At 69.9% G+C, this 12278-nt stretch carries 9 protein-coding genes and 2 pseudogenes; 2 read left to right on the top strand and 9 right to left on the bottom strand.

The window, feature by feature from the left end:
* Positions 1–679: 679 nt before the first annotated feature.
* Both AQJ66_RS22370 and panD read right to left on the bottom strand, forming a co-directional pair.
* Positions 680–1024, bottom strand: a complete 345-nt coding sequence (locus AQJ66_RS22370; RefSeq protein ID WP_061925153.1) for a GNAT family N-acetyltransferase — start codon at positions 1022–1024, stop codon at positions 680–682.
* Between the two features lie 29 nt (positions 1025–1053).
* Positions 1054–1473 carry an aspartate 1-decarboxylase gene (gene panD / locus AQJ66_RS22375; protein WP_061925156.1) on the bottom strand — a complete coding sequence of 140 codons (420 nt, stop codon included), beginning with the start codon at positions 1471–1473 and terminating at the stop codon, positions 1054–1056.
* Positions 1474–2117: 644 nt separating this feature from the next.
* Between panD and AQJ66_RS22380 the strand changes: the two are divergent.
* Positions 2118–3062 (top strand): annotated as a pseudogene (locus AQJ66_RS22380) (KUP/HAK/KT family potassium transporter); the annotation flags it as partial.
* A gap of 59 nt (positions 3063–3121) precedes the next feature.
* On the opposite strand, the pseudogene AQJ66_RS40135 reads toward AQJ66_RS22380, so the two are convergent.
* A pseudogene (locus AQJ66_RS40135) lies at positions 3122–3388 on the bottom strand (SAV_915 family protein); the annotation flags it as partial.
* Positions 3389–3674: 286 nt separating this feature from the next.
* Between AQJ66_RS40135 and AQJ66_RS22385 the strand changes: the two are divergent.
* A complete protein-coding gene (locus AQJ66_RS22385) occupies positions 3675–4256 on the top strand; it encodes a universal stress protein (protein ID WP_061925354.1) in 582 nt (193 codons plus the stop codon).
* Here the strand turns inward: AQJ66_RS22385 and AQJ66_RS22390 are convergent.
* The 6 genes from AQJ66_RS22390 to kdpF form a co-directional block, all read right to left on the bottom strand.
* Positions 4246–6798 carry a sensor histidine kinase gene (locus AQJ66_RS22390; RefSeq protein ID WP_061925159.1) on the bottom strand — a complete coding sequence of 851 codons (2553 nt, stop codon included), beginning with the start codon at positions 6796–6798 and terminating at the stop codon, positions 4246–4248. The two genes, AQJ66_RS22385 and AQJ66_RS22390, sit on opposite strands and share 11 nt — an antisense overlap.
* Before the next feature lie 2 nt (positions 6799–6800).
* Positions 6801–7484 carry a response regulator gene (locus AQJ66_RS22395; RefSeq protein WP_061925161.1) on the bottom strand — a complete coding sequence of 228 codons (684 nt, stop codon included), beginning with the start codon at positions 7482–7484 and terminating at the stop codon, positions 6801–6803.
* Between the two features lie 133 nt (positions 7485–7617).
* Positions 7618–8286 (bottom strand): potassium-transporting ATPase subunit C, encoded by a 669-nt coding sequence (locus AQJ66_RS22400; RefSeq protein ID WP_208611418.1) that lies wholly within the window; start codon positions 8284–8286, stop codon positions 7618–7620.
* Between the two features lie 24 nt (positions 8287–8310).
* Positions 8311–10446, bottom strand: a complete 2136-nt coding sequence (gene kdpB, locus AQJ66_RS22405) for a potassium-transporting ATPase subunit KdpB (protein WP_208611419.1) — start codon at positions 10444–10446, stop codon at positions 8311–8313.
* Positions 10446–12107 (bottom strand): potassium-transporting ATPase subunit KdpA, encoded by a 1662-nt coding sequence (gene kdpA / locus AQJ66_RS22410; RefSeq protein ID WP_061925168.1) that lies wholly within the window; start codon positions 12105–12107, stop codon positions 10446–10448. The genes kdpB and kdpA overlap by 1 nt, the downstream gene beginning before the upstream one ends.
* 32 nt (positions 12108–12139) lie before the next feature.
* Complete coding sequence (kdpF, locus tag AQJ66_RS22415) at positions 12140–12229, bottom strand: K(+)-transporting ATPase subunit F (RefSeq protein WP_016434100.1); 90 nt, start codon at positions 12227–12229, stop codon at positions 12140–12142.
* Between the last annotated feature and the right edge of the window lie 49 nt (positions 12230–12278).

The following is a 12278-nucleotide window of genomic DNA, read 5'->3' on the forward strand; positions in this document are numbered from 1 at the left end:
GGGGCCACTGCCGGGCGGCCGCCGGGCCCGGGCGAGGCCAGGCCCCGACCCCGACGGAGTCCGGCGGGGCTGTGGGTGCCCCGGCGGATGAGGCCGGGGCTACGCCCTGTTCGCCGGCCGGCCCGGGTGTCCGACTTCCGGCTCCGCTCCCGGCTCCCGGCAAAGACGGCCTAGTGGCTCCGTCGGGTCCGTCCTGCGCCCCCTTCCGGGGCGCCTCGGCGGCCCCTTGCGCCTCAGGTGGTGAGGGGCGGGCCGGGTTCCGGGTTCGGTACGGGCTCCGGGCCCGGGGGGATCGGGGACGGTGACGGTTCCGGCGGACCCGGTGCCGGGGGCGGGGTCGGGTTGGGGCCCGGCGCGGGCGGCGTGGGTCCGGGGCCAGGACCCGGCGGCGTCGGCTGGGGGCCCGGCTCGGGGGACGGGACCGGACTGGGATAGGGGTCCGGCGGAGTGGGGCCGGGACCGGGGCCCGGGCTCGGCGGAACGGGTTCCGGGTACGGGTTCGTCATCGTGTCCTCCGGGCATTCGCTGGAGATCGCCTCTGAACTCATCCCCCGCCTACCCGAGGGCCGCTCGGCCACTCACCCGACGGCGGCACGCGACACGACCGAGTGGACGCGCCGGGGGCGCCGCATGGCCGAAAACCACCGGCGCCTCCGGCGTACGCGCGTCGCCGGGGCGGTCAGAACCGGCCGGGGTGGGCCCGCAGCCAGTCCTTCGCCGCCGCCAGCAGCTCCGGGTCGGCCGGCGGGGCCGTCTCGGGGTGGCGTGCGGCCCACTTGACGACGTACGGGCAGAGCGGGGCGACCGGAACGCCCTCGCGCTCCGCGATGCCGTAGAGCTCGCGGGCGAGCGAGCCGGCGACGCCCTTGCCCTCGTGGGCCGGCTCGACGACGGTGTGCACCGGGACCAGGGCGCGCGCGGGAGCCTCCAGCACGAAGTACTCGATGCGTCCGGCGACCGCGCCGCCGGTCACGGCTTCCAGCCGGCCCGCCGCGCGGTCGTCTCGGATCTCGATGTCGCTCACTGCCACGCTCCTGGTCCGGTGTCGCCCGGTCAGGCCCGTACGGCCTGCGGGCTGCGCTCCTGGTCCGACCCGGGCACCGGCTCGGACGGATCGGCGCCGAGAGCCACGATCCGGTTCCCGGCGTCGACGTGCACGACCCGCGGCCGGAAGGCCCGCGCCTCGGCGTCGGTCATCTGAGCGTAGCTGATGATGATCACCAGGTCCCCGGGGTGCACGAGATGGGCGGCGGCCCCGTTGATCCCGACGACCCCGGACCCGCGCTCGCCCTCGATGACGTACGTCTCGAGCCGGGCCCCGTTGGTGATGTCGACGATGTGGACGAGCTCACCGGGCAGCAGATCGGCGGCGTCCAGCAGATCCGCGTCGATGGTCACGGATCCCACGTAGTGCAGGTCGGCCTGGGTGACGGTGGCGCGGTGGATCTTGGACTTGAACAGAGTACGCAGCATTCAGTGCTCCCGAAATTCGCTCCCTGCCCGCGTTTTTGCAGGTCAAGGGCTGTTCTCTCAGTTTACAGCAGCTCATCTTCAGCCAACGTCCCCCACTCATCGGGGGATTCACGCTGACTGCCTGCTGAGTCAAGCTGACAGTTCGCCAGTCAGATACGGAAGCCTGCGTGATCCACCGGTCTCACCCACGACCGAGAAGCGTGACCAGGGTATGGAACAGCACGCCCAAGCCGCATCGAGATTCCCGTCACGTCACGGCCGGGTACGAGGAGTACACCTCCACCGACGTTCGCCGCCCAATGAATCGCACATGCGGCCCTCGCCGCATCTCGTGGGAATCGGACGCGGCGTGCGCTACGAACGACTGTGCAAGTGATCGGTATCGTCCCCGCGTGAGGCACCTGGTAGGACACCTGGCCTGCGGCGCACTGGCCCGAGCGGAGGAGAATGCGATGGCCGACCCCCGGCACGGAGCCACGTCGGGCGGTGGATCGGGACCGGGGACGCCGGAGGTTCATGGTCCGAGCGCGCACGAGGCGGTGCGTCTCACGCTGGTCATCGGCGCTCTCGGCGTGGTCTTCGGGGACATCGGGACCAGTCCGGGGCTGGGCGTCTTGGGCGCTTAGCTGTTCTTCGGCGACAGCATGATCACTCCGGCGATCTCGCTGCTGTCCGCGGTTGAAGGGCTCAAGGTCGTCCAGCCGTCGCTGGAGAGCGCGGTCGTGCCGATCACCGCGGTGATCATCGTTTTGCTGTTCCTCGTGCAGCGCAGAGGAACCGCGGCGGTGGGCAGGATGTTCGGGCCGGTCATGGTCGCCTGGTTCGTGTCCATCGGTGCGTGCGGCATGGCCGGCATCGTCGGCCACCCGGCGATCCTCAGGGCGCTGTCGCCGACCTACGCCCTGGGCTTCCTGGTCGGCCATTTCGGAACCGCCTTCTTCGCCCTGGCCGCGGTCGTGCTCGCGGTCACCGGCGCGGAGGCGCTGTATGCGGACATGGGACACTTCGGCCGCCGGGCCCTCACGCGCGGCTGGATGCTCCTCGTCTTCCCGGCGTGCGTGCTGAGCTACTTCGGCCAGGGCGCACTGATCCTCGCCGACCCGCACAGCATCAGCAGCCCCTTCTTCCTGCTCGTGCCCCACTGGGGCAGGTGGCCGATGGTCCTGTTGGCCACGGCGGCCACGGTGATCGCCTCGCAGGCCGTGATCACCGGTGCGTACTCGGTCACCTCCCAGGCCGCCCAGCTCGGCTACCTGCCGAGGCTGCGGATCGCGCACACCTCCGAATCCACGATCGGCCAGATCTACGTTCCCTGGATCAACTGGCTGCTGATGGTCTCGGTGCTCACCCTGGTCTTCGCCTTCCGCAGCTCCACCGCGCTGGCCTTCGCCTTCGGCATGGCGGTCACGGGCACCATCACCATCACCACCCTGCTGTTCTTCTACGTCGCCCGCGCCAAGTGGGGCACGCCCACGTGGCTGATCGCCGTCGGTGCGACCGTGCTGCTCTTCGTGGACCTGCTCTTCGTCGCGGCCAACCTGACGAAACTCGTCCACGGCGCGTGGCTGCCGCTGCTGATCGGCCTGACCGCGTTCACCGTCATGACCACCTGGCAACGCGGCCGCGAACTCGTCACCGCCGAACGAATGAGGGTGGTGACGCCGAGCGGTGCGGTCAGTGCGCGCAGGGCGGGTTCCGCGAGGCGGATCCACGCCTGGCCGGTGCCGAGGGTGGCGGTCAGTCGCTGCTCGGAGGTGAAGCCGACGGCGGTGCGTTCGCCGAGCGGGGTGCGGAAGATGCGGGCCGCACACCCGGAGAGGCCCGGCCGGACCGGGACGTACAGGGGTCCGGCCGGGAATCGATCGGAGGGCTCGGGGTCTTCGCCGTGCCTCCGTGAAGGCGGTAGGCGGGGGATCTGGGAGACCCCGGACGCGGGGAGGCTGACCGGGGCCCGATGTCGACGCTATGCCCGAGGCCCCCGGTTCCCGGACCCGTCCTGACGGGACGCTGACGAGGAACCGGACGACTTTGACGCGATGCTGACAGCCCCGGTGGGAGGGCATGGAACGGGTCGTCAGAAGGGCGCCAAGAAGCGGCGTGCGGACTTTTCGAGAACCTCGGCACGGAGGTGAGATGAGAGCGGTTCCGAGAAGGATCGCCGACGGGAAGTCGCCGGTCGGCGTATGCAGAAGGTGGAAGCGATGTCCGAGTCCCGCACGCCCTCAACCGCCCGTTTCGTGGTCGGGGTGAGCGGCTCGCCGGGGAGTCTCACCGCCCTCGGTCGGGCCGCCGACGAGGCCCGACACCGGGGAGCCGAGCTCTGGCCGGTGCTGACGTGGCAGGCGCCCGAGGGGGATGTCGCCGCCCGCAGGTGCCCGGCCTCGACCTCCATGGTGCCGGAATGGGAGCGGCTGGCGCGGGAACGGCTGGTAGCAGCGCTGCGTGACGTGTTCGGCAGCACCGGTACCGGGCTGGCCGGCCACGCACTCGTCGTCCGGGGCGCCCCCGGCCCGGCCCTCGTGCGAACCGCTGACCGGGACGACGACGTCCTCGTCATCGGCGCCGGTGGACGGGGCCGGCTGCACCGTGCCCTGTGGCCCTCGGTGAGCCGCTACTGCCTCGCCCACGCCGCCTGCCCCGTCCTCGCGGTGCCGCCCTCCCCGCTCCAGGCCGCGCTGGCGTCCGTGCACCGCCGGAACGCCTGGCGGCTGCGGCTGGACACCCGCGATCTGCAAAAGGAGTTCGAGACGGTGCCACCCGACGCACGAGGTCTCAGTGCGTGACCGTGGTCGGCAGATCCGACTGCTCCGCCTGCCTCCGCTCGGGTGCCGTCGGTACGGCGAGCACCATGGTGAGGCCGCCGCCGGGCGTGTCCTCGGCGTGCAGCGTGCCGCCCACGGCCTCGGCGAAGCCACGCGCCACCGCCAGGCCCAGGCCGACGCCGCCCCCTCGAGGCGCGTCACCGTACCGCTGGAAGGGTTCGAAGATGCGGTCCTTGGCCTCGTCGGGGACGCCGGGCCCGCGGTCGACGACCCGCAGTTCGACCCGGTCGGCGAGCGCGCTGGCGGACACCAGCACCTTCTCGTCCGGGGGGCTGTACTTCACGGCGTTTTCGACGATGTTGGCGACGGCGCGCTCCAGCAGCCCCCGGTCGACGTAGATCATCGGCAGGGTCTCGGGGACGTCCAGTTCGACGCACTCCTCCGGGTTCGGGATCCCGCCCAACGCCATGGGTACGACCTCGTCCAGGTCGCTCTCGCGGATGATGGGCTTCACCGTGCCGGTCTGCAGGCGGGACATGTCGAGCAGGTTGCCGACCAGGTGGTCGAGCCGGTCGGCGCCCTCCTCGATGGCCTCCAGCAGTTCAGCCTGGTCCTGTGCGGACCACTCGATGTCATCGGAACGCAGCGAGGTGACGGCGGCCTTGATGCCGGCCAGCGGGGTGCGCAGATCGTGGCTGACGGCGGCGAGCAGCGCGGTCCGTATCCGGTTGCCCTCCGCCAGTTCCTTCGCCCGGTCGGCCTCGCTCTGCAGGCGCTGGCGGTCCAGGACCACGGCGGCCTGCGCGGCGAACGCGGCCAGCACCCGGCGGTCGGCGGCCGGCAGCACCCGGCCGCGCAGGGACAGCGCCATGTGGTCGCCGACCGGTACGTCGACGTCCGCGTCCTCCGGAATCTCCGCGGGCCGGGGTCCCACGCTGCCGGCGCAGGTCCAGGGGGCCGTCTCGGCGGTCCGCTCCAGCAGGGCCACCGATTCCATGCCGAAGGTCTCGCGGACCCGTTCGAGGAGTGCCTCCAGCGTGGTTTCGCCGCGCAGGACGTTACCGGCGAGGAAGGAGAGGATCTCCGACTCGGCGCGCAGCCGGGCGGCCTGGTGGGTGCGGCGGGCGGCGAGGTCCACCACGGACGCGACGGACACGGCGACACCGAAGAACACGGCGATGGCGACGATGTTCTTGGGGTCGGCGATCGTCCAGGTGTGCACCGGCGGGGTGAAGTACCAGTTGAGGAGCAGGGATCCGGCCACCGCCGAGGCCAGGGCGGGGAAGAGCCCGCCGAGCAGGGCCGCCGCCACCGTCATGGTCAGGAACAGCAGCATGTCGTTGGCGAGCCCCACATCGGGGACGACACCGCTGAGCAGCCAGGTCAGCAGCAGCGGTCCGCCGATGCCGGCCAGCCGGCCCCAGATGATCCGGGCCCGGCCGAGCCGCGCGCCCCTGGCCACCGGGAGCCCGCGCCCCTTGCCCGCCTCGTCGTGCGTGATGAGGTGCACGTCGAGGTCGGGGCCGGAGTCCCGGGCCACGGTCGCGCCGACGCCCGGCCCGAAGACGTACTGCCAGCTCCGGCGACGCGAGACCCCGAGCACGATCTGGGTGGCGTTCACGCCCCGGGCGAAGTCCAGCAGGGCGACCGGTATGTCGTCGCCGACGACGTGGTGGAAGGTGCCGCCCAGGTCCTCCACCAGGGTGCGCTGGTCGGCCAGCTCCTTCGGGGAGGCGGCGGTGAGGCCGTCGCTGCGGGAGATGTAGACGGCCAGCACCTCGCCGCCGGCCCCCTTCTCGGCGAGCCGCGCGGCACGCCGGATGAGGGTGCGTCCCTCGGGGCCGCCGGTCAGCCCGACCACGATCCGCTCGCGCGAGCCCCAGATGGTCGAGACCCGGTGTTCCCTGCGGTAGGCGTTCAGGTACTCGTCGACCCGGTCGGCCACCCACAGCAGCGCCAACTCGCGCAGCGCCGTCAGGTTGCCGGGGCGGAAGTAGTTCGACAGGGCCGCGTCGACCTTGTCCGGCTTGTAGACGTTGCCGTGGGCCATCCGGCGGCGCAGGGCCTGCGGGGACATGTCGACCAGCTCGATCTGGTCGGCCCGCCGGACCACCTCGTCCGGCACCGTCTCCTGCTGTCGCACCCCGGTGATCGACTCCACCACGTCACCCAGGGACTCCAGGTGCTGGATGTTGACGGTGGAGATCACGTCGATCCCGGCCCCGAGCAGTTCCTCGACGTCCTGCCAGCGCTTGGCGTTGCGCGATCCGGGGATGTTGGTGTGAGCCAGTTCGTCCACCAGGGCCACCCGGGGACGGCGGGCGAGGACGGTGTCCACGTCCATCTCGGTGAACGTACTGCCCCGGTACTCGAGCTCCTTGCGCGGCACCTGCTCCAGACCGTGCAGCATCACCTCGGTACGAGGCCGCCCGTGATGCTCCACGAACGCCACCACGCAGTCCGTCCCCCGCTCCACGCGGCGGTGCCCCTCCGACAGCATCGCGTAGGTCTTGCCCACGCCCGGTGCCGCACCGAGGTAGATCCGAAGTTTGCCGCGTGCCATGTTCACCCTTCGAAGCGGTAGCCCATGCCGGGCTCGGTGATCAGATAGCGGGGCCGGGAGGGGTCCGTCTCCAGCTTGCGGCGGAGTTGGGCCATGTACACCCGCAGGTAGTTGGTCTTCTTGCTCTGCGAGACGCCCCAGACCTCCTGGAGCAGCTGCTTCTGCGTGATCAGCCGGCGGGGGTTGGTCACGAGGATCTCCAGCAGGTGCCATTCGGTCGGCGTCAGCCGGACGTCCTTCCCGTCCCGGAGGACCTTCTTCGCCAGCAGGTCGATGCTGAAGTGCTCCGTCTCGACCATGGTCGTCTCGGGGACGAGCGGGGTGTCCTCGGTACGGCGGACGGCGGCGCGCAGCCGGGCGAGCAACTCGTCCATGCTGAACGGCTTGGTCACGTAGTCGTCGGCGCCCGCGTCGAGCGCTGCCACTTTCTCGTCGGACGCCTGACGGGCGGACAGCACCAGGATCGGTACGCGGGTCCAGCCCCGCAGGCCCTTGATGATGTCGACGCCGTCCATGTCGGGCAGACCGAGATCCAGCAGGACCACGTCGGGCTGGCGGGCCGCGGCGAGTCGGAGGGCCGTGGCACCGTCCGGAGCGGCGTCCACGCCGTAGTGACGCGCCTGAAGGTTGATCACGAGGGCCCGCACCAGCTGCGGGTCGTCCTCCACCACGAGCACCCTGGTCATGGGTGTGTGCCTCTCCTGTCATGCGTCGGGCCGTAGGCGCCGGAAGCGGGGCGACCGGTTTCATGGCCGCGGGAGCCGGCGGCACCGGAGTACGTCCCGGACCGCCGGCTCCCGTGCGGGTCGCGTAAAACACTCACTGCTTCGCCGCGAGGTCCTTGAGCGCGATGTTGAGTTCCAGGACGTTCACCCGGGGTTCGCCGACGAAGCCGAGGGTGCGCCCGGTCGTGTGGTCCTTGACCAGCTTCTCGACCTGGGCGACCGGGAGGCCGTTCCTCGCGGCGATCCGGTGCACCTGCAGTTCGGCGTAGGCCGGGGAGATGTCCGGGTCCAGGCCGGACCCGGAGGAGGTCACCGCGTCCGCGGGGACGTCCGAGGGGTCGACCGAGTAGCCGGGAACCGAGTTGTCCTTCACGACGGCGGCCTTGGCGTCCTGCACCTGCTCGAGCAGAACCTTGCTGTCCGCGGACAGGTTGGTGGCGCCGGACAGGATCAGCTTGTACCGCGTGTTCACGCTGTTCGTGCCGAGGCCGTTCGCCGGGCGGCCCTGGAACCACTTCAGGTCCGCGTCCGGGGTCTGCTGCCCCTTCTTCAGCGGCAGGTTGTACGACTGCCCGATCAGGGACGAGCCGACGACCTTGCCGTCCGTCTTGATCTCCGAGCCGTTCGCCTTGTCGTGGAACGCCGCCTGAGCGATGCCGGTGACCACCAGCGGATAGACGACACCGGTCACCAGGGTCAGCACGAGCAGTGCCCGCAGGCCCGCGCCCAGCAATCGGGCTGTGTTCACAAAAGAGTTGTTCATGGCGATCAGCACGCCTTTCAAGAATTACAGCCCGGGGATGAGGGAGATGAGCATGTCGATGATCTTGATGCCGATGAAGGGGGCGATCAGTCCGCCGATGCCGTAGATCCCGAGGTTGCGCCGCAGCATCCTGTCCGCGCTCATCGGCCGGTACCGCACGCCCTTCAGGGACAGCGGCACCAGCGCGATGATGATCAGCGCGTTGAAGACGACGGCCGAGAGGATCGCGGAGTCGGGCGAGGACAGGTGCATGATGTTGAGCTTGTCCAGGCCCGGGTAGACCACCGCGAACAGCGCCGGGATGATCGCGAAGTACTTGGCGACGTCGTTGGCGATGGAGAACGTGGTCAGCGCACCGCGGGTGATCAGCAGCTGCTTGCCGATCTCGACGATCTCGATCAGCTTCGTCGGGTTGGAGTCGAGGTCGACCATGTTGCCGGCCTCCTTGGCGGCCGACGTGCCCGTGTTCATCGCCACGCCGACGTCCGCCTGCGCGAGCGCCGGGGCGTCGTTGGTGCCGTCACCGGTCATCGCGACCAGCTTGCCGCCCGCCTGCTCCCGCTTGATGAGGGCCATCTTGTCCTCGGGAGTGGCCTCGGCGAGGAAGTCGTCGACGCCCGCCTCCTCGGCGATCGCCTTCGCGGTCAGCGGGTTGTCTCCCGTGATCATGACGGTCTTGATGCCCATGCGGCGCAGTTCCTCGAACCGCTCCCGCATGCCGTGCTTGACGACGTCCTTGAGGTGGATGACACCCAGTACGCGGGCGCCCTTGTGGTCGTGCACGGCGACGAGCAGCGGGGTGCCGCCGGCCTCGGAGATGCGGTTCGCTATCGCGTCCGCGTCCTCGGCGACGGTGCCGCCCGCCTCCTTCACCCAGGCGATGACCGAGGCCGTGGCACCCTTGCGGACCTTGCGCCTGTCGACGTCGACACCCGACATCCGGGTCTGGGCGGTGAACTCGATCCACTCCGCGTGGGCGAGCTCGCCCTGGTGGCGCTCGCGCAGCCCGTACTTCTCCTTCGCCAGGACGACGATGGAGCGGCCCTCGGGGGTCTCGTCCGCGAGGGACGACAGCTGTGCGGCGTCGGCCACCTCGGCCTCGGTGGTGCCCTTGACGGGGACGAACTCGGCGGCCTGGCGGTTGCCGAGGGTGATGGTGCCGGTCTTGTCCAGCAGCAGCGTGGAGACGTCACCTGCGGCCTCGACCGCGCGGCCGGACATCGCCAGCACGTTGCGCTGCACCAGGCGGTCCATGCCCGCGATGCCGATCGCGGAGAGCAGGGCGCCGATCGTGGTCGGGATCAGGCAGACCAGCAGGGCCACCAGCACGACCATCGTCAGGTGGGTGCCCGCGAAGTTCGCGAACGGCGGCAGGGTCGCCACCGCCAGCAGGAAGACGATGGTCAGCGAGGCGAGCAGGATGTTCAGCGCGATCTCGTTGGGCGTCTTCTGCCGGGCGGCGCCCTCGACCAGGTTGATCATCCGGTCGATGAACGTCTCGCCGGGCTTCGTCGTGATCTTGATGACGATCCGGTCGGACAGCACCTTCGTACCACCGGTCACCGCGCACCGGTCGCCGCCGGACTCGCGGATCACCGGCGCGGACTCGCCCGTGATGGCCGACTCGTCCACCGAGGCGACACCCTCGACGACATCACCATCGCCGGGGATGACGTCCCCGGCCTCACAGACCACCAGGTCACCGATGGTCAGCGCGGTGCCGGGCACCTCCTCCTCGGAGGTGCCGTCAGCGAGCAGCCGGCGCGCGACCGTGTCGGTCTTCGCCTTGCGCAGGGTGTCGGCCTGCGCCTTGCCCCTGCCCTCGGCGACCGCCTCCGCCAGGTTGGCGAAGAGCACGGTCAGCCACAGCCAGGCGCTGATCGTCCAGCCGAACCAGTCGGTCGGGTCCTTGAAGGAGAAGACCGTGGTCAGCACCGAGCCGATCCACACCACGAACATCACGGGCGATTTGACCATCACCCGGGGGTCCAGTTTGCGGAAGGCTTCCGGCAGGGACTTCAGAAGCTGCTTGGGGTCGAAGAGGCCCGCCCCGACACGGCCCTCGCCGGGCTTGTGCCCGGTGGGGACGTCACTGTGCGGCGCCCGGGTGGGAGTGGCTGTGGACATGGAGTCCTCTGGGTTTTCCGTACGGGTGGTCATCACGCCAGTCCCTCCGCGAGCGGGCCCAGTGCGAGGGCCGGGAAGTAGGTGAGACCGGTGATGATCAGAATGGCGCCGACCAGCAGGCCGGTGAACAGCGGCTTCTCGGTGCGCAGGGTGCCGGCCGTGACCGGGACCGGTGTCTGTTCGGCGAGCGAGCCCGCCAGCGCCAGGACGAAGACCATGGGCAGGAAGCGGCCCAGCAGCATCGCGAGCCCGGTCATGGTGTTGAACCAGTCGGTGTTCGCGTTCAGCCCGGCGAAGGCAGACCCGTTGTTGTTCGACGCGGAGGTGAAGGCGTACAGCACTTCGGAGAAGCCGTGCGCGCCGGAGTTGAGTATCGAGTGCGGCGGGGTCGGCAACGCCATCGAGGCCGCGGTGAACACCAGGACCAGCGCCGGTGTGATCAGGATGTACGCCGCGGCGAGCTTCATCTCCCGGCCGCCGATCTTCTTGCCCAGGTACTCGGGCGTACGGCCCACCATCAGACCGGCGATGAACACCGCGATGACCGCCATGATCAACATGCCGTACAGACCCGAGCCGGTACCACCGGGCGCGATCTCGCCCAGCATCATGCCGAGCATGGTGATACCGCCGCCCAGTCCGGTGAACGAGGAGTGGAAGGAGTCCACCGCACCGGTCGAGGTCAGCGTCGTGGACACTGCGAAGATCGACGACGCGCCGACACCGAACCGCGTCTCCTTGCCCTCCATCGCGCCGCCCGCGGCCTGGAGCGCCGGGCCGTGGTGGGCGAACTCGGTCCACGCCATCAGCGCGACGAAGCCCAGCCAGATGGTGAACATCGTGGCGAGGATCGCGTAACCCTGCTTCACCGAGCCGACCATCACGCCGAAGGTGCGGGTCAGCGAGAACGGGATGACCAGGATCAGGAAGATCTCGAAGAGGTTGGTGAAGGGCGTCGGGTTCTCGAAGGGGTGGGCGGAGTTGGCGTTGAAGTAACCGCCCCCATTGGTGCCCAGCTCCTTGATCGCCTCCTGCGAGGCCACCGCGCCGCCGTTCCACTGCTGCGAGCCGCCCATGAACCGGCCGACCTCGTGGATGCCGGAGAAGTTCTGGATCGCACCGCAGGCCACCAGGATCACCGCGGCGACCACCGCACCCGGCACCAGGATGCGCAGCGTGCCGCGCACCAGGTCGGCCCAGAAGTTACCCAGCTCGCCGGTGCGCGACCGGGCGAAACCACGGACGAGAGCGACCGCTACGGCGATACCCACCGCGGCGGACACGAAGTTCTGCACGGCCAGACCGGCGGTCTGCACGACGTGACCCATGGTCTGCTCGCCGTAGTACGACTGCCAGTTGGTGTTCGTCACGAACGACACGGCCGTGTTGAACGACTGTGCCGGGTTCACCGACGAGAAGTGCATCGAACCGGGCAGCACGCCCTGTAGACGCTGGAGCAGGTAGAGGAACAGGACGCTGACGGCGGAGAAGGCCAGCACACCGCGCAGATACGCGGGCCAGCTCATCTCGGTGTCAGGGTCGGCACCGATGACCTTGTAGATCCACTTCTCCACCCGCAGGTGCTTCTTCGAGGAGTAGACCCCGGCCATGTAGGTGCCGACGGGGACGTAGGCGAGCGCCAGCGCGCCTATGAGGGCGAGCAACTGGAGGACGCCGGCGAGGACGGGACTCATGTGGCCCGCTGCGGAGGCAGCCGATGTCACAGTCAGAACCTCTCCGGGAAGATCAGGGCGAGGACGAGATAGCCCAGCAGGGCGACGGCCACGACCAGGCCGACGATGTTCTCGGCGGTCACAGCTTCGTCACCCCCTTGGCGACAAGGGCCACCAGCGCGAAACCCGCGA

The sequence above is a fragment of the Streptomyces bungoensis genome (assembly GCF_001514215.1).
Classification (GTDB): domain Bacteria; phylum Actinomycetota; class Actinomycetes; order Streptomycetales; family Streptomycetaceae; genus Streptomyces; species Streptomyces bungoensis.

Excerpts from the sequence above, each read along its gene's own strand:
- AQJ66_RS22385 (WP_061925354.1), top strand. The coding sequence starts at position 3,675 with ATGTCCGAGTCCCGCACGCCCTCAACCGCCCGTTTCGTGGTCGGGGTG.
- kdpA (WP_061925168.1), bottom strand. The coding sequence starts at position 12,107 with ATGAGTCCCGTCCTCGCCGGCGTCCTCCAGTTGCTCGCCCTCATAGGC.
- kdpB (WP_208611419.1), bottom strand. The coding sequence starts at position 10,446 with ATGACCACCCGTACGGAAAACCCAGAGGACTCCATGTCCACAGCCACT.
- AQJ66_RS22390 (WP_061925159.1), bottom strand. The coding sequence starts at position 6,798 with ATGGCACGCGGCAAACTTCGGATCTACCTCGGTGCGGCACCGGGCGTG.
- panD (WP_061925156.1), bottom strand. The coding sequence starts at position 1,473 with ATGCTGCGTACTCTGTTCAAGTCCAAGATCCACCGCGCCACCGTCACC.
- AQJ66_RS22400 (WP_208611418.1), bottom strand. The coding sequence starts at position 8,286 with ATGAACAACTCTTTTGTGAACACAGCCCGATTGCTGGGCGCGGGCCTG.
- AQJ66_RS22395 (WP_061925161.1), bottom strand. The coding sequence starts at position 7,484 with ATGACCAGGGTGCTCGTGGTGGAGGACGACCCGCAGCTGGTGCGGGCC.